Genomic DNA, 15980 nt, shown 5'->3' with positions numbered 1-15980 from the left:
GAGCCTATCCCATTGATGCTCTCCTTTGAGGGGGCAATGGAATAGCTGCCGGCTGCCGGGCAGCCGTTAGTAGAGCTGTGAGAAAACAATAAGACTAGAGTTGTGGCGGAAGACCCGACAAAAACGACTGGGTCAACGAGAAGACTTCAGCGCCGCTTGCCGCATCCTTGGCCAGGAAATAATCGGCGCCGCATGCCGAAGCGGCTTCACGATACTCGACCGCGTCGTAGCTGGTCAGAATGACGATGGCGGGAGAATAAATTGTCTTTATCTTGCGGGTCAGTACGAGACCGTTTTCGCCGGGCAGCTTGAGATCCATGAAAATCAGGTCGGGCCTGACTCCGTCGATTATTCTCATCGCTGCTGCACCGTTCTCGGCTTCGACAATGCCGAGGTGAGCGAACTGATCGCTGAGAAACGCTTTAAGAAAGCGCCGAAAAGACGCGTTGTCATCGACGATTAATATTTTGCACACGACCGCGAGTTCCTTGAAAAATGCGGAAAGCACATATCCCTTTGCGCGTCGAAAAGAAATCCTGTTCAAGCATCCAACACGCTGCTTATCCGATCATTTGACCGTACACGCTCGCTTTGTTTCCGGCACTAAGGAGTTTTGCTTATTTGGTTCGGCTTCTTCGCCGTAGAAGATGAGCGAAAACAAAGTAGCGTTTTGCCATGGAAGAAAAAAAACGAATCTGCATAGCCGAAGACCATACGATTTTGCGGGAAGGATTACGGATGCTCTTGTCGCAAGATCGGGATCTGGAAGTCGTCTGCGAAGTCCATAACGGCATCGAACTCATCCGGCGATGTCGCGAAGTCATAGCGGATCTCATCTTGCTGGATCTGTCCATGCCCAAGCTAGGGGGCTTGGAGGCCATCCAAGAAATCAAAAAACGAGCGCCGCAATCGAAGATCCTGGTACTGACAGTGCACGATGTCGAAGAATACATCCTCGCGGCCCTGAGATCCGGCGCAGACGGTTATGTTCTAAAGGATGCCACTCATGCGGAACTACGCATCGCCATCCGCAGTGTATTGATCGGGAAGACCTATTTAAGTCCGAGCGTCTCAGGGAAAATCATAAAGGGGTATCTGCAAGTCAAGAGCGCGGAAGAGCCTCGGTCAGCATGGGACAGCTTGACCCATCGGGAGCGAGAGCTTTTGAAATTGATCGGCGAGGGCCATAAAAACAAAGAGATCGCGCAATATCTGCACCTCAGCGTGAAGACCGTGGAAACTCACCGCGCGAATTTGATGAAGAAGCTGGATCTTCATAGCGCGGCGGCACTGACGGCTTATGCGATAGAGAAAGGGTTAGTTCTGAGATAGGGACTGCATCCGGGAGCGTTTCCGGCTTGTGGTTGCGCCCTCGGCAGCGAGCGCTACACGTCCGGGCGGTTTCGCCCCCAAGCATCGCCGACCGGAAACGGAGAAGAAAGCTCTACCCGGTCCACACCGCGCGAATGGTCGTTCCGATGCCTGGAGCGGATTCGATGTAAAAGGACCCGCCCGAACTTTCGCTCCGCTGACGCATGCTTGCGAGCCCCAGGCCGCGTTGTCGTATTTCTCTTTCCAGCGCCTCGCTCACCTCGAATCCGCAACCGTTGTCGGTGACGGTCAGTTCGATCGCGGAGTCGGTCTTTATCAAACGAAGGACGACGCGATCGGCTTTGGCATGCTTGGCGACATTGTTCAGAGCTTCCTGGACTATTCGGTAGATCGAGATTTTCAATCCTCCGGACAGGTCGTTTTCTCGTATATCCACTTGTTTTTCGATTGCGACGTAGGCATAGATGTCCTGAAATGTACGGCAATGCCAGCTCAGCGTTGCGAGAAGACCCAAGTCGTCGAGAATCGCCGGTCTTAAATCCATCGAGATGCGCCTCACCTCGGAAATGGCCTCCTTGATCACGGGAAGAATAGCCCGCAAGGATCTCTGGCCGGATGCGATCTGGTTGTTTTCAAGCAGAACGTTGACGTTGTCCAAGCTGAATTTGATGGCGCTCAGGTATTGTCCGACCGTGTCGTGAAGTTCCGAAGCGATTCGCTTGCGCTCTTGCTCCTGAGCGCCGAGAAGCTTTGCGGACAATAGGCGGAGTTCCCGTTTCGACTGCCAGACGATTTCCTTCAGCCGTTTCTTCGGAGTTAGGTCGACGACATTCCCAAAGACTGCGCTCGATCCGTTATACGAGATCAAGACTTCGCTCCGCTTGATCCAGATGATCTCGCCATCTTTCCTGACGGCTCTGGCTTTGGGCACCGATGGCGTAGCGGCCAGTCTTCGCTGATGTATGACCACGCCTTGTTGAGATGACCGATGATCGGAATGAAACAATTTCGCCGGTGACATGCCGATCAGCTGATCCTTGGGATATCCGAGAATTTTGGCCAGCTTGTCGTTGGCATAGACGATCTCTCCGTGCTGGGTGATGTAGATGCCGATGAGCAAACAGTCGTCGAAGACATGCCTGATCGCCAGGTGCTCCGATTTCTCGGCTTTCTTGTGGGAATCAGCGATATTTCGACTAAGTTTTCCGGCGTCGGGAAAGGGTTCGCTGGCGTGCGGTATCAAAACGCCTCGATGCACGGTCTCGACCATTCGTCGGATCCATTCGACGGGTTTCTTCTTTTCGGCCATCCTTGCCCTCCGCTCGTTCGCTGTAATCCATAAAGTGGCCAACCATCGGAGAATCGTGCACTCCGCCTTTGCCGTGCCTCCATAACCTTGGACGCCATCCCTTCTCCTCCAAGTGGCGGCAACGAAATATAAACGAAAGGAGATCCTGTTTGCAAAGCATAGGCGGCGGGCCTCGGAAGGCCTTGCGACAGCCTCGGATCTGTAGTGCCGTAGGTCGACAATCCCTTGCCGACAAACGTGCCTGACGTTCTTGAAAATCAGTGATCGGATTCGGCGATGCGCTTGAGATTTTCCAGGCCGGCTTTAAATAAAGCCTGCATCGACTGAACGGCCGCCTCGTCGTTCAGTTCGTCGGGCGGGAAATTGCCGGTGTCTCCGCGATACAAACGGCTTTTCCATTCCGCCTTGGTCCCCTGCCCCGCCGGCGTCAGCTTCAATACAGCGGAATAGGAACTCGCCGGCAGCGCCTTGACGTTGGCGTCCATCAGCCGGTAGTCGTACTCGTAGGTTTTTTCGTCATAAAAGTCGAGTTCCTCCACCAGTTGTTCGCCGTTCGGAAAAGTCAGGGTACGCTTTTCGCCGGGCTTGTTGCCGCCTTGGGCTTCGCTTTTCGAGATGGCCGGATTCCATTGCGCGACGGCGCCGAACTCCTTGACCGTCTCCCAGACTTTTTCGATGGGGCGGTCGATTTCGACGGTTTCGACCACTTTCTGGGGTGTCGGACCATGGGCCGAAACTCCGGCGGAAAAAGCCAAACCCAGCGTCAACAAGGCAGGAACGATCATTTTCATGGAATACACAACTCCTCGGGTTAATGAAAAAGAATGGTGGGAGCGGGCCTTTCGACATAGCTCAAGACAGGTTTCACCCCGCGATATAAACCGTGCTATCCATCAGCGGAGCCTAAACGGCAGAATGCCGTAAAGCACGACCAGCGCGGCCAGAGCCAGGCCGGCAGGCAGCCAGCGAATATCCGCGGCAACCGCTTCGAGGCGCGCGAACTCCGGGCTCTTAAGCGCCAAGCTCAATTCCTCGGGTTTCTCCAGCCGCCGGTAAACGAGTCCGGTCTCGTCGGCCAGTTGGCGAAGATAGTCTTCCTTGAGCGAGGACAGATGCTCGGTCCCGATCACCCGCTCGCTGCCGAACGGCGCGTTCCGCTCGTGATAGCCCTCGATCTCGGAAGGCGGCTTGGGCGGCAGCCCGAACGAGGATCGGTGAGGGACGTCGTCCTCCGAATAGAAACCGACGGCTTCGCCGCGTTCGTCGAATTTCGGAATGGGCGCCGGGCTCAGCCCCCCGGCTCCGACGATCAATCCCCTGAGCTTGCCCTTGAAAGCGCCGAACTCCCGCTTGTAGCGAGGATTGAGAGGCGGGGCTTCCTGGCCGTCGGTAACGAAAACCAGGTTCGAACCGTAATTCTGAAATTGATTCAAGGCATCGTAGAGTCCATCGGCGATGCGGCTGTCGGCACCCCAGGCCATGCGCCAATCGATGTGCTCAATGGCGGTATCGACCGCTTCGAACCCGCGGCAGACTTCGATGGGCTCGAACAGCAGGAAGGATCTTCGCTCGGTGAAGAGCCCCAGCCCCAACCGAGAACCGCAGGGCAATTCCCGCAGGGCCGAGCGCAAGGCGGACTTGACTGTTTCCAAGCGGCTCGTCGACCGGCTTTCTACCCGATAATCGGCGACGTTCATGCTCCGGGTAATGTCGACGACGACGATGTGATCGAATACCGGCCGCGACAGCTTCAGGGTGGGATGGAAAAGCGTAACCCCGACGCTGAGCAAGGCCAGAGCCAGACAGACGAAGCGCGGGTCGCGTGCGCGGGTGGACAACTTCAAGGCAGGCCCCGCGGAAAACCCGGCACCGTGGTCCACAGCGCCCCCTCTTCTTCATCGTTTTCCTCTTCTCCGCCCTCGCGGCGAATCCTGTCCATTTCCGGCAGAAGCCGCATGGCGACTTCCAGGTTGTATTTGCTGTCCCAGTGGTTCGGGTCCAGGCGCAACGCCTTCTTGTAGGCATCCTTGGCCAATTCCACCAGCGGCAGCGCCCGGTTGATCTCGTTTTGTTCCACGTGTGTCAAGGCGCGTCGCAAGTGCAGGTTCCCGAGATCGAACAGGGCCGTAACGCGAAATCGGGTATCGCCCTGGTCGACCAGATAGCCGTAGGCATCCAGGGCCTCTTCATGACGATCCTTGCCGGCGAGATAAACCGCCCGAGCCAGCCTCACTTCCGGCGCCGCACGGACTCGATCGTCCGGGGAAATATCGGTGCCGCTCAGCAAGCTTCGAACCTGCTCCCCGGCAAGCTCGATCCGCCGGAGCTCCTGCCATTCCAATATTCCGGCGATGGTCGAAACGGCTAGCGCCAGCAGCGCGATTTTCAGCTCTAGGCTTTTTCCCATGATTCAGCTTCCGAGAGTTTCACGCCGATCAACAGCAGCAACGCGAAACCTGCCGCGCCGTAGCAGAGCGGCGTCAGATCGAGGCGCGGAATGCGTGCCTGATAATGGATCGGCAGGCTTTCGATCCGGTCGATATCGGCTATGGCCTGACGCAGGGCAGCCGGATTTTCCGCCTCGTATGCCTTGTACGGGATGCCGAGGCTTTCGAAAAACAAATGCAGATAACGCTCGGGCCGGACGCTCGCGTTATCGTCGCGCGGATCCTCCGGTATTTCGAAGATGCCGGGACTTCCGAGAGTCCGGAGAAAAATCCAGTACAGGCGGATTTGATGCTCCTTGAACAGCTTGCGCAGTTTCTGCTCGCTGTCCGGATCGACAACCGCCGCGCCGTCGGACACCAGCAGCACGATGCGAGACCCGGTAAGCGCCTGGCCGGCGAAGTACGACAGCGCCAGCAGCAAGCCTTTACCGATGTGCGTTTGCGCCAGGGCCGGCAAACGCAAGGCGCGCACCGCGGCCAACACCGCCTCGCGGTCGTCGGTCAGGGGCAGTACGAATAAGGGGCCTGTGCTGTAGGCCGCGACGCCGGTCCGGTCGTTCTTTCGTTCGCTGACGAATTCGCTGAGCAAGCGCTCTGCCGCGGCTGATTTCGCCTCTTCGGCGCCCGACGTCGCACGCCCCGCGAAACTGTGGTCCATGCTCTGGCTGCGGTCGAGAAGCAACACGATATGGGCGCCGTTACCGACTCGATCGACCGCATATTCCTCCCGATGCAGCCCGGCGAGTCCGAGCACCAGACCGGTGATGGCGACGACGCCCATCAGCTTGATCAGCCAGGTCCAGACGCGCGATTGCGCATCGGCGGGCAGCAACGCATTCCACGGCGCATCGAAGCCAGTCACCGGCAAACGGACCAGCGGCAGCAGAGCGAGGCCGAGGAACGGCAGAACCCAGGCATGATCGACCGCCAGATTCATCGAAGATTCCGCTCTACGTCGTAACAGTCCCGGCAAAGGCGGAAGAGCCTGGGCATCGGAAATTCCGTCTGCGTCCCCCCTCTCTGGGGTTCGCCCCTTCGGGGCCCGCTTTGCGGTCCAAGTTCGTTCCCGACGAACTTGTCCTTGGGCCGTTCGGTGAAAAAGAAATCGTAGGAGCTCGCGAAAAAGGCGGCAATTTCCTCGCGCAAAGGTTCGAATGCCGGATGATCCGCAAAGAATGCCTCCAGATGATCCGAAAATAGCGGCTGCCCGTTTACGCCGTTGAACGCCCGGTGGATGGCGGTATAGGCGGAGGAATAGTCCGGTGTCCCGGATGCTCGGCTCAAGGTTCGTACGGCGCGGCAGGCCGCTCTGAAATGGCGGCCTCTCTGTTGCCAGGGAAGATAGCCGTAAAGATAAAACAGGTACAATCCAGCCCCCGCACCGACAGCGGCGGCCGAAGCCAGTCCTCGGAGCGGACCGGTTCGGCTCGGAAGCGCGGGAGGCGCATCAGGCTGCATCGGCTCCAGCCCTTCCTCCCGAAGAATCGAAAGCTCGCGAATCGGCGCCGTGGTGAAACGCCAGGCCGGCACTTCCAGTTCGAAGACATCCTCACCGTGGGTAAAGGCCAGCTTGAAGGCGGGAATCGCCAGATTCTTGACCTCCAATGGCGCGTAAAAACTTTGATAGGCGAGTTCTATCGAATAGCGGCGCAGACCGTCGTGCTCCGACTCCCGTACGTTCGCCTCCCGCAGTTCCAGCCAGCGATTGATTCGGCTCGGAGGAAGCGAATTTCGGTCGAGCAAGGCTTCCCGATCGACCGCGACATTCAGCGTCTGCCGGATAACATCACCGATGGCATAGCCGAATGGACGCGGCGTCGAGACCTGAAAGTCCCTGACCGGGCCGGGAGTCTCGCCGCCGTGCGAAACAGCAGCGCCTAAAAAAAGCAGCAGAAAAGCGAGGTACGTCCTTTTCATAAGGCGCGCTGAAAATACCGGGTAAGATAGTCGGCCTTGAATCCTTCTTCGAGAAACAGCGGCTCCCGCCCGTGACTGAGGAACAGATGAACCAGACGCTCCCGCCGATCCCGGTAGGATTCTTCCAGCCGCGCACGAAGCTTCGGGCGTAACAGCAGCAAGCGCTCCGAACCGTCTTCCAGGTCGCGCATACGGCGAAATCCGAGCGTAGCCTCGCCCCCCATCTCGCTCGCGTCCCAAAATACCAAGGGCACTACATCGTGCGGCCCCAGAGACACCAGAATCCGTTTGACCAAGGTCAAGGGCATGTGGAAGTCGGAGACGAGAAAAACCAATGAACGCGAATTGGGCACGCATCGCGCCGCTTCCACCAGGCCACGGGCGTTTGTCCCCTTGGGTCGAAACCGGCGCAGACGCCTCACCAGGTTCAAAGCCATGGCGGGGTGACGGCACAGCGGCAGGGAAAATTCGGCGTGGATCTTTTCCGAGCAACCGATGATTCCCAAGGAGTCGCCGGTGCGGTACGCGGACAAGGCCAAAGACGCCAGGAAATCGGCCAGCGTGTCCATTTTGGAACCGGTGCCGCGAAACTCCATCGACGCCGACAAATCCACGATGGCGAACACCTTGATGGCACTGCGTTGCTCGTAGATCCGGACGGCATAGCCGCCGAAGGGATCGAGCACGCTGGCCCGGAGATCGATCCGGCGCGGATCCGGGTGTTTCAGCAAGGGCGCGAGCCCATGAAAGCGCTCGCCGCTGCCGGAGCGCCGGCTCGGATGAAAGCCGGGGCGCACGGCATCGGAACGCCAGGAAACCCGGTAATGGAATTCCTCGGTATGCCTAGCCTGCATTTCTCACACCCCTTCGTAGCGAGGACGTCGAGGCGTCGGTGCGGCGCGCCGCACGGACTGAGTGGCGGCGTCGTGGTAGGTCGGGAATCCTTTCCCGACACACGCTCGTCGGCAAAGGATTGCCGACCTACGACGTCGAGCCGGCGCGAAAGAGTACGGTGCGCCACGGCGAGCGAATCGGCGTCCGCAGTAGAAGGGGTGTGAGAAATGCAGGCTAGCAATCACGGTGCGGCAATCGAATGGAGGATTTTATCCACCAATCCCGGCACCAGTTCATCGCGCCGGTATTCGTAAGCGGGTTTCAGGAACACCCGATGAGCCATGGCCGGATAGAATACGCCCTGTATGTCCTCGGGAATGACCCGGTCGCGGCCTTTGAGCCAGGCATGGACGCGCGCGGCGCGAATCAGATAACTCATGCCGCGGGGACTCGCCCCGGCCTGGATGAGCTCGGACATGTCGGCGTCGGCCACGGAGATGCCGAACCGCTCCGGTTCGTGACTGGCGCGCCACAAGTCGCGGGTATAGGCACGCAGCGTCGGGCTGGCCTGAATGCCGCTCTGGATGGCCGCGGCGATCTCGTCGAGCTCGCGATAAGGCAGCACGGCCGGCGTCACCACCCCGAGCAGACGGTTGGCATCGTGGTACCGCGGATCAAAGGTCAGCTGATCCAGGATATCCGCGTCGCTCGGATAGTCCATTGCGATCTCTAACAGGAACCGATCGCGGGCGGCAGCCGGAAGCTCGAAGGTTTCCTCTTTCTCCACCCGGTTGCGGTCGGCGAACACCTGAAGATAGGGGAATCGGAACTCGCGGTTGAATGCGGTGACGCTGCGCTCGGCCATGATGCGCAGCAGCAACGAGTGAATCTGGGGACGCGCCCGGTTGATTTCGTTGAAGAAGAAGGTCGAAAGCCCCTCACCGTGCTTGAGCACGGGACCTGGATCGACTCGCGGCCGGCCGTTCTCGTCGAGGTAGGTGTAATAGATCAAATCGGCGGGCATCAAATCGATGGTCCCTTCGATCCGTTCGTACTCGCCCCCGATGGCGAGTGACACGGCTCTCAGCAAAGTGGTCTTGCCCACACCGACGTTGCCCTCCAGCAGCACGTGGCCGCGGGCGAACACGGCGATGGTCATCAGCCGGATTGCTCGCGGCTGGCCGATGATGGCTTTTTCGATTTCCGACTCGAAGCGAAAAGCTTTTTCTCGCCAGTCGGCCAATAGTTGTTCGGAATGCATGTTTGAATTATTGGAATAGCCAACCTATCGTAAGGCGGGTTAGCCGGTATTCCGGCGTAACCCGCCTTACGAGGCGAGGCGGCGGGTTACGCAAGTACGCTAACCCGCCCTACAACTCCCAAGCCGCCAGCCAACTCAATCTACCTTGTAGACGAACTTCCCGGTCTTGCTGAACTGTTCCCAGCGCTTCTGATTGCGGGCTTCCATGGCCTTGATGGCCTCTTGTTGCTTGTTCAGCTCCGCCGGGTCGTGCTTCGGATCATATTTGCTGCCCGCCACTTTTTCGGGATAACCGGGTTTCGGCTCCCAGCAATTGCCCGGTGCCTTGCACTTGGTGCCGTCGTAGGCACTCGCGTTGAAAGCGGCTATGGACAACAGCCCGGCGCTCAGGATTAAAGTTTTCAGTTTCATTGGTCGAGTCTCCTGTTCGGTGGTGGGGAAAGCTATTTGAGCCATTCGGCCTTGGCGGGATCGCCTTTGTAGATGTCGCGCAGCCAGGCCATGACTCGAAGCATTTCGTCGGCGTTCAGATTGGTACTCTGCGGCCCCATCATGCCTTGGGCACCGCCCCAGAGAACTTCGAACAAGCCGACATCGGTAGCGGCTCTCGGGTAAGTCCAGTAGTCGTCTCCCAGTCCCGGCCCCAGTTTGCCTTCGGCCTCGTGACCATGGCAGCCGGAGCAGGCGGTGAGATACAGGCTATGGCCTTTTTCGATGGCTTCCTTGTCGCCGTTGTAGGGGTTCTTGCCTGTTTCCTTGAATTTCTTGAAAGCGTCCGTATCGCCGCCTTTTTTACCGTATTCGAAATCCAGGGTCTCGCCGGTGACGGCGTGGCGGAAAGTGATTTCCGCACAGCTTTCGGCGGATGCGAGGGCCACGCCCACGGCGAGCGCAGCCATACTGATTCGTAATTTCATGAAGCTTGTGTCCTCTTCGTTTTTTTATTCATTTAATTCGTGGCCGGCTGAAACCTGGCAGCGCCCAGGAATTCCGCTCACGGATTCCTGCCGCACATCCCTGTGCGGCACCCCCTAAGGGTGCCGCGTGTGCAAGTCAGCCTCGCTCCGCTACTCAGTGCTGCCTCGCCGATCGCCAGGCCGACTTGTCATGCGGCAGATCCCTCTGCCGCACCTTCCATGTACTCTGCGGACCAGCCGGCAGAACAGCCCTCGGGAAGAGGGGTTTGACGCGAACGGTCAGCCAAACTGAAAAACGGGAATGTTTTTCATTAGCCACCACTCGTCCGCCGCATCCGTGCTACGTCGATTTGCCTTTTTTGGCGATCTCCCTCGCAGCCGCTCCCGTTTCCTCCAGGGGCAATAGCGGAACTCCCTCCGCCTTGAGCAGCGCGCGAATCTCCTTCTCGCGCTTCTTCAACACCCGGTTGATGTCCGCCAGCAAGGCTTCCTCACCTTTTCTTACGCCAACGGAGGTGGAATAGTGGTGCGGCACCTTTTCCCCGTCCGAACGGGCCTGATGATCCGGGATCACTCGCATCTCCAGAGGTCTGTCCGCGTTTTTGACATAACGGGCAGCCTGGGGCCCCCAAAGCACCGCCAGGTCGGCGCTGCCGGACTCGACTTCCCGAACCAGTTTTTCGGGGTCGTAGCGAACATATTGGTTGCGGCGCGCCTTGAAACCAACCAGGGATTGCAGGTAGTTGAACTGGTCGTAATAGCGTCCGACCTTCTTGAGCATGGTCTCCGCGGGGGTATCCGGCATGAACGCGATACGTTCGGCCTTCTTCAGAAAGTCGCTCTCCCAATCGGCGACCTTTACTCCTTTTTCCTTGCGGTATATGAACACGTACCCGGAACGATAATACGGCTTCGACGTCGACATCCGCGGATCGTCCGTATCCACGCCGATAACGACATCGCACAAGCCCCGATCCAGCTGGTCCCGAATGAAGTACCGCGGATCTTGCCACCACACGTATTCCACCGGCCTTCCCAATTCCTTGCCGATCAGTTCCGCCAGCTTGTTTTCGAAGCCTTCGCCGTCCTTGTTTGAATAAGGTAGTTCGTTTTCCGCAGCACAAACTTTGAGGGGCTCTGCGGCCGCCTCAGGTCCGCTGCCGATACCGGCCAACAGCCAGGCGCAAATGACTATGCGTGTCAAACGCATGGGGTGATTTCCTCCCAATAAATAAAGAGTCGCTCGACGTAGGGCGGGTTAGACGCGCAGCCCCACCTTGCCATCCGGATTCCACGGCAGTCCGGCGCGTCGTAACCCGCCGGATGTCGCGGACGGCGGGTTACGCGAGTACGCTAACCCGCCCTACGACCATGCGGTACTTATAGCGAGAACACGAACAGCGTACCGCCCATCTGGGTGTGGTGAGCCAGCTCCTTGAACGCGCCCACCGCACCAAGACCAGCGGTCGGGTCCTTCAGGTCGAACACCAGACCGACACCAGGCCAGCCGCCGACGCCCGAGTAGATGGCGACGTACTGTCTGCCGTTGTGCTTATAAGTGATGGGATGGCCGATAACGCCGGAAGGAAGCTTGAACTTCCAGACCTCCTTGCCGTTGCGGGAATCCAGCGCCTTGATGTAGCCATCGAGCGTACCGTAGAACACCAGATTGCCGGCGGTCGCCAGGGTGCCTCCCCAGACGGCGAACTTCTCCGGAATTTCCCATTCCATCTTGCCGGTGACCGAGTTCATGGCCTTGACCTGACCCAAGGTGCCTTTCGGTCCCGGATACATATTGAGGGTCGCGCCCACGAAGAACTGGCCGGCACGGTAAGGCAGCATGAACGGTTCCCAATCCATGCAGATGTGGTTCACGCCCATGAAGAACAGTTTCTTTTCAGGGTCGTAGGATTCGATACCCTGGTTGTGGTAACCCATGGCCGAGGGGCAAATCCCTTTCGCTTCGTGGTCCATTCGGGTGGAGTATTCCGGATCGCGGATCGGCAAGCCGGTCTTGAGATCCACCTTTTTCACCCAATTCACGGTGTCGTCGATCTTGAAGGCGTTCACCAGATCGCCGGTTTCCCGGTTGAGGGTGTAGACGATGCCATTGCGGTCGGGATGGGTCAGAAGCGGCGTCATCTTGCCGTCCACTTCCTGCTCGGACAAGCCCATGTAATTGACACCGGCGTAATCCCATTCGTCGTGCGGCGTCTTCTGATAGCCGAACTTGGCCTTGCCGGTGTTGAGATCACGACCCCAAATGGTCATGGTCCACTTGTTGTCGCCGGGGCGCATGGTTTCGTTCCAGGGCGCCGGGTTGCCGGAACCGTAGTAGATCATGTCCAGCTTGGGATCATAGGCATACCAGCCCCAGTTGGTGCCGCCGCCGATCTTCCAGGCGTCGCCTTCCCAGGTTTGCTGGCCGAGCCCGAACTGGCCGTAGTGAGGGTTATGTACGTTGAACGACTTGTCCAACAGCAGATCTTCGTCGGAACCGGTGGCGTAGGCACGCCATTCCATCTTGCCGTCCTTGATGTTGTAGGCGGTCACGTAGCCGCGCACGCCCAGCTCGGCTCCGGCGGACCCGACCAGCACCTTGTCCTTAGCCACGAAGGGCGCGCCGGTCAGGGTGGAACCCATGGTGATGTCGGAGTTTTCCATCTTCCAGATTTCTTCGCCGGTCTTGGCGTTGAGGGCGACGACATGACCGTCCAACTGATTCAGGAAAATCTTGGCCGGACCGTGGTCGCCGGCGGGTACGTAGGCGAGGCCTCGGTTCACTACGTCGCAGCAGGCAACGGCGCGGGCCGCCGGATTCTGCTTCGGCTTGTATTGCCAGAGAATCTTGCCGGGATCGTTGAGATCGAGGGCGTATACGTTGCTGGGGAACGGCGTGTGGACGTACATGATGCCGTCCGCTACTAGGGGGGCACCCTCGTGACCATGCAGTGTGCCGGTGGAGAACGTCCACGCCACCTTGAGGTGATGGATGTTCTCTACATTGATTTGGTCCATCTCGGAGTAATGGGTGGCGCTGTAATCCTTGGTCTGCATGACCCAGTTCTTCGGATCCTTAGCCATTTCGATGAGAGCGTCGTTTGCGGAGCCGGTGCCGGAGACGGCCAAAAGCCCCCCTGCCATCAGAGCGCCGCTGACGGCCGCCGCCAGTTTGCGTTTTTGCATGTTTTCTCCTCGCTGAATACTTGTTCGGACTGTCCTGAGACAGAGCGATCACGGATCGATGATCACGGCGGCGAATTTTGGAAGAATCGCATGGCGGGCTGTAGTGAAATAAGCCCGAATTGGGACAGGAAAAAATCAGGAAGAAATGCGATAAATCTCCCGCTCCCTTACGGGTTTCCGTTTTGTTAATCAGGCCCATAAATACCCTCCTGGTGTTTCGGGCCGCTGCCAAGGCCACGGTACACGCCCGGCCTTGGCGCAGGCGGCTTGTCGCCGCGCCGGGCCATCCCTGCCCCGGATTAACCCGGCCTAATTTAGAGGCCGGGCTAATAAATCAAAAAACGGTACGATCTCGGGAAAAATTCCTTTTTTTTCAACTATTGATTCACGCTCTTGACAGGGTAATTCGTGTTCTCTAGCTTGATTCGTTTCAAATTCCCGTTGAAAAAGATGAAGAGAGTTATCGAATTGCTAAAGAATGACGTTCATCCGTTTTGATTTACTCTCGAACGGGCTCGCTGGAGCCCGTTTTCGTTTCTATGAAAAGGCTGAAGATTCACAGCCGCGCCGATAAAAATCATGCACGAAAGTCTTAGCTTACGTTTTCGCCTGAACCTGATGATCGTGCTGACCATGCTGGCGATACTGGGCCTCGGCACTTTATTCGCCGTCCACAACGCCCGCCGATCGGTAGCAGAGGAAATCGATTCCACGGTCAATCTAGCCCTGCAACTGATCGAAGTCAGCTTGTCCGAAGGTCGAAACTCCACGGATGATTCGCTAGGCAATTGGTTCTCCCAGTTGAATAGACTGGACAAGACCCGGCACCTTCGCATTCAAGTCCGCCAAACCCCGGATCGAGTGGATGGAAGCACATTTGGACAGCCGCAGGCTGGCCCGAAGGGCGAATCCCAAGGACGGGGCGAGCACTCTCTCACCGACTCGGCGGCACGAGGGAATCCACGAACATCCGAAGTGCCCGGCTGGTTTGCCTGGGTGGTCAAGCCCGATTCGAGTTCCGTCGTCGCCGAAAAACGCGTAGAAACCGACGGCAAGGATGTCATCAGCATTCTTATCGAAGCCAACCCGGAGGACGAAATTGCCGAAGCTTGGAACGAAGCTCTGGGCTTTTTGACGCTCATAGCGGTCCTGGCGGTGACGATCTATGCCCTGGTGCACATTACGGTAGGCAGGGCCTTCCGGTGCGTAGGTGTGATTCTCGACGGTCTGGAAGACATCGAGAGAGGCGATTACGGCAGGCGTCTGCCGAGCTTTTCCTTGCCTGAATTCGCGCGGATTTCTCGAGCGTTCAACCATATGGCCTCGACTTTGGAAAAGGCCCGCGACGAAAACCGCGCGCTCACTCAGCAGTCCTTGGCCATACAGGAGGAAGAACGGCGCTATCTTGCTCAGGAGCTGCACGACGAGCTCGGACAATCTTTGAGCGCGATCAAGGTCATGGCAGCCTCGCTGCGCAAGCGGGACAGCCGCCCTCAGGATAATGAAGCCATCGAGTGCATCATGGGCGTTTGCGACCGGCTGTTCGGCGTCGTGCGCGGAATGATGCGCCGTCTGCGCCCTCTCATGCTGGACGAACTGGGACTCATCGCCTCGTTGGAAGATCTGATCGAAAGCTGGCGGAGCCGCAATCCCGGCGTCAGTCTTCACTTCGATTGTGAAGACGATGTCGACGAACTCGCCGGTGCCGGGAAAATCCATCTGTTTCGTATCGTGCAGGAATGTCTTACGAACGTCGTTAAACACGCCGAAGCCGACGGCGTTTGGATAGAACTTCGACTGAAGGAAATGGACACCCGTTCTCGAAGCTGGATCCAGCTCAAAATCAGCGACAACGGATGCGGATTCGATCCGAACCAACCTAGGCGCGGCTTCGGATTGATCGGCATTCGTGAACGCGTCGCCAGCCTGGGCGGGCAATTCAGCCTGAACACCCGCTCCGGCGAAGGCGTATCGCTCGAAGTCTGCGTACCTTGCGGAGAAGCCTCCCGATGAATCCGAAAATCACCGTTATGCTGGTCGATGACCATGCCGTGGTCCGTGCGGGCTATCGCCTCCTGCTGTCTCAAAGCGAAAATATCGAGGTGATCTGCGAAGCCGAACGCGGCGAGGAAGCCTGCCAATACTATTCCGAGTCGCAACCCAATGTGATCGTCATGGACCTCAGCCTGCCGGGGATAGGCGGGCTTGCCTCGATCCGCCGCATTTCCGGTCGCGATCCCGGAGCCAAAATACTCGTGTTCAGCATCCATGACGAACTGGTTTATGTCCTTAGGGCCTTGGAGGCCGGCGCCAAGGGCTACATCACCAAGAGCAGCGCTCCGGAGACCTTGGTCGAGGCCGTTAAGAAAGTGGCCGGGGGCGAAACTTATGTGGAACCGGAAATAGCTCAGAAACTATTGGTTCAAACCATCACCGGAAAAGACGCTTCCACCGATTTGAACTCGCTTTCCGCCCGCGAATTCGACGTGTTTTGTCTGTTGGCCAAAGGTTATACGACCCGAGAGGTCGCTGACGAACTCCGCCTCAGCTATAAAACCGTCGGCAATTACACCACTCTGATCAAGAACAAGCTCAATGTGAGCACCACCGCGGAAATGGCTCGCCTCGCCTATCAATACGGCCTCTTGAAGGCTTAGACGTCGGGAATTTTTCCCATATTCCATCCGGTTAAACTCCCTTACCATTCCCTGTTCTGCTGAATGTGTGGGGGTTTTTATGTTTATAAGAAGAATATGTCACACGGGAACCTCTCTGCT

At 58.0% G+C, this 15980-nt stretch carries 16 protein-coding genes; 3 read left to right on the top strand and 13 right to left on the bottom strand.

Annotation, left to right across the window (positions count from 1 at the left end; genetic code table 11):
- Positions 1-94: 94 nt before the first annotated feature.
- Positions 95-475 (bottom strand): response regulator, encoded by a 381-nt coding sequence (locus ACR2R1_RS02780; protein ID WP_168183716.1) that lies wholly within the window; start codon positions 473-475, stop codon positions 95-97.
- 200 nt (positions 476-675) lie between these two features.
- Between ACR2R1_RS02780 and ACR2R1_RS02775 the strand changes: the two genes are divergently transcribed.
- The gene (locus tag ACR2R1_RS02775; RefSeq protein ID WP_347257654.1) at positions 676-1332 is read left to right on the top strand and encodes a response regulator transcription factor; all 657 of its coding nucleotides are present in this window, start codon (positions 676-678) and stop codon (positions 1330-1332) included.
- 112 nt (positions 1333-1444) lie between these two features.
- On the opposite strand, the gene ACR2R1_RS02770 is transcribed toward ACR2R1_RS02775, so the two are convergent.
- From ACR2R1_RS02770 to ACR2R1_RS02715, 12 genes are all read right to left on the bottom strand, one after another.
- Positions 1445-2641 carry a PAS domain-containing sensor histidine kinase gene (locus tag ACR2R1_RS02770; RefSeq protein WP_434112571.1) on the bottom strand — a complete coding sequence of 399 codons (1197 nt, stop codon included), beginning with the start codon at positions 2639-2641 and terminating at the stop codon, positions 1445-1447.
- Between the two features lie 257 nt (positions 2642-2898).
- A complete protein-coding gene (locus ACR2R1_RS02765) occupies positions 2899-3432 on the bottom strand; it encodes an SRPBCC family protein (RefSeq protein ID WP_086133144.1) in 534 nt (177 codons plus the stop codon).
- A 102-nt stretch (positions 3433-3534) separates the two neighbouring features.
- Positions 3535-4521 carry a VWA domain-containing protein gene (locus tag ACR2R1_RS02760; protein WP_240502453.1) on the bottom strand — a complete coding sequence of 329 codons (987 nt, stop codon included), beginning with the start codon at positions 4519-4521 and terminating at the stop codon, positions 3535-3537.
- Positions 4482-5048 carry a hypothetical protein gene (locus ACR2R1_RS02755; RefSeq protein WP_086133143.1) on the bottom strand — a complete coding sequence of 189 codons (567 nt, stop codon included), beginning with the start codon at positions 5046-5048 and terminating at the stop codon, positions 4482-4484. Before ACR2R1_RS02755 ends, ACR2R1_RS02760 begins: the two co-directional genes overlap by 40 nt.
- The gene (locus ACR2R1_RS02750) at positions 5033-6025 is read right to left on the bottom strand and encodes a VWA domain-containing protein (RefSeq protein ID WP_133715939.1); all 993 of its coding nucleotides are present in this window, start codon (positions 6023-6025) and stop codon (positions 5033-5035) included. The genes ACR2R1_RS02755 and ACR2R1_RS02750 overlap by 16 nt, the downstream gene beginning before the upstream one ends.
- A complete protein-coding gene (locus ACR2R1_RS02745; RefSeq protein ID WP_434112568.1) occupies positions 6022-7005 on the bottom strand; it encodes a nonribosomal peptide synthetase MxaA in 984 nt (327 codons plus the stop codon). Before ACR2R1_RS02745 ends, ACR2R1_RS02750 begins: the two co-directional genes overlap by 4 nt.
- A complete protein-coding gene (locus ACR2R1_RS02740; protein ID WP_077729602.1) occupies positions 7002-7859 on the bottom strand; it encodes a DUF58 domain-containing protein in 858 nt (285 codons plus the stop codon). The genes ACR2R1_RS02745 and ACR2R1_RS02740 overlap by 4 nt, the downstream gene beginning before the upstream one ends.
- 221 nt (positions 7860-8080) lie before the next feature.
- Positions 8081-9100, bottom strand: coding sequence for an AAA family ATPase (locus tag ACR2R1_RS02735; protein ID WP_077729604.1), 1020 nt, complete (start codon positions 9098-9100; stop codon positions 8081-8083).
- Between the two features lie 135 nt (positions 9101-9235).
- Positions 9236-9511 (bottom strand): methanol dehydrogenase [cytochrome c] subunit, encoded by a 276-nt coding sequence (locus tag ACR2R1_RS02730; protein ID WP_077729605.1) that lies wholly within the window; start codon positions 9509-9511, stop codon positions 9236-9238.
- A 32-nt stretch (positions 9512-9543) separates the two neighbouring features.
- Entirely contained in the window at positions 9544-10017 is a 474-nt protein-coding gene (gene moxG, locus ACR2R1_RS02725) for a cytochrome c(L), periplasmic (protein WP_347258546.1), read from the bottom strand.
- 340 nt (positions 10018-10357) lie between these two features.
- Complete coding sequence (moxJ, locus tag ACR2R1_RS02720; RefSeq protein ID WP_434112565.1) at positions 10358-11227, bottom strand: methanol oxidation system protein MoxJ; 870 nt, start codon at positions 11225-11227, stop codon at positions 10358-10360.
- 170 nt (positions 11228-11397) lie between these two features.
- Positions 11398-13203 carry a methanol/ethanol family PQQ-dependent dehydrogenase gene (locus ACR2R1_RS02715; protein ID WP_434112563.1) on the bottom strand — a complete coding sequence of 602 codons (1806 nt, stop codon included), beginning with the start codon at positions 13201-13203 and terminating at the stop codon, positions 11398-11400.
- Positions 13204-13782: 579 nt separating this feature from the next.
- On the opposite strand from ACR2R1_RS02715, the gene ACR2R1_RS02710 reads away from it, so the two are divergent.
- Both ACR2R1_RS02710 and ACR2R1_RS02705 read left to right on the top strand, forming a co-directional pair.
- A complete protein-coding gene (locus ACR2R1_RS02710) occupies positions 13783-15216 on the top strand; it encodes an ATP-binding protein (protein WP_434112561.1) in 1434 nt (477 codons plus the stop codon).
- Complete coding sequence (locus ACR2R1_RS02705; protein ID WP_077729611.1) at positions 15213-15860, top strand: response regulator; 648 nt, start codon at positions 15213-15215, stop codon at positions 15858-15860. Before ACR2R1_RS02710 ends, ACR2R1_RS02705 begins: the two co-directional genes overlap by 4 nt.
- The last annotated feature ends 120 nt before the right edge of the window (positions 15861-15980 follow it).

Source organism: Methylocaldum sp. GT1TLB (assembly GCF_051027445.1).
Classification (GTDB): Bacteria; Pseudomonadota; Gammaproteobacteria; order Methylococcales; family Methylococcaceae; genus Methylocaldum.
The sequence above is the reverse complement of the archived record's forward strand: the minus strand, read 5'-3'. Positions and strand labels throughout refer to the sequence as shown.

Excerpts from the sequence above, each read along its gene's own strand:
- ACR2R1_RS02775 (WP_347257654.1), top strand. The coding sequence starts at position 676 with ATGGAAGAAAAAAAACGAATCTGCATAGCCGAAGACCATACGATTTTG.
- ACR2R1_RS02770 (WP_434112571.1), bottom strand. The coding sequence starts at position 2,641 with ATGGCCGAAAAGAAGAAACCCGTCGAATGGATCCGACGAATGGTCGAG.
- ACR2R1_RS02765 (WP_086133144.1), bottom strand. The coding sequence starts at position 3,432 with ATGAAAATGATCGTTCCTGCCTTGTTGACGCTGGGTTTGGCTTTTTCC.
- ACR2R1_RS02755 (WP_086133143.1), bottom strand. The coding sequence starts at position 5,048 with ATGGGAAAAAGCCTAGAGCTGAAAATCGCGCTGCTGGCGCTAGCCGTT.
- ACR2R1_RS02750 (WP_133715939.1), bottom strand. The coding sequence starts at position 6,025 with ATGAATCTGGCGGTCGATCATGCCTGGGTTCTGCCGTTCCTCGGCCTC.
- ACR2R1_RS02745 (WP_434112568.1), bottom strand. The coding sequence starts at position 7,005 with ATGAAAAGGACGTACCTCGCTTTTCTGCTGCTTTTTTTAGGCGCTGCT.
- ACR2R1_RS02740 (WP_077729602.1), bottom strand. The coding sequence starts at position 7,859 with ATGCAGGCTAGGCATACCGAGGAATTCCATTACCGGGTTTCCTGGCGT.
- ACR2R1_RS02735 (WP_077729604.1), bottom strand. The coding sequence starts at position 9,100 with ATGCATTCCGAACAACTATTGGCCGACTGGCGAGAAAAAGCTTTTCGC.
- ACR2R1_RS02730 (WP_077729605.1), bottom strand. The coding sequence starts at position 9,511 with ATGAAACTGAAAACTTTAATCCTGAGCGCCGGGCTGTTGTCCATAGCC.
- moxG (WP_347258546.1), bottom strand. The coding sequence starts at position 10,017 with ATGAAATTACGAATCAGTATGGCTGCGCTCGCCGTGGGCGTGGCCCTC.
- moxJ (WP_434112565.1), bottom strand. The coding sequence starts at position 11,227 with ATGCGTTTGACACGCATAGTCATTTGCGCCTGGCTGTTGGCCGGTATC.
- ACR2R1_RS02715 (WP_434112563.1), bottom strand. The coding sequence starts at position 13,203 with ATGCAAAAACGCAAACTGGCGGCGGCCGTCAGCGGCGCTCTGATGGCA.
- ACR2R1_RS02710 (WP_434112561.1), top strand. The coding sequence starts at position 13,783 with ATGCACGAAAGTCTTAGCTTACGTTTTCGCCTGAACCTGATGATCGTG.
- ACR2R1_RS02705 (WP_077729611.1), top strand. The coding sequence starts at position 15,213 with ATGAATCCGAAAATCACCGTTATGCTGGTCGATGACCATGCCGTGGTC.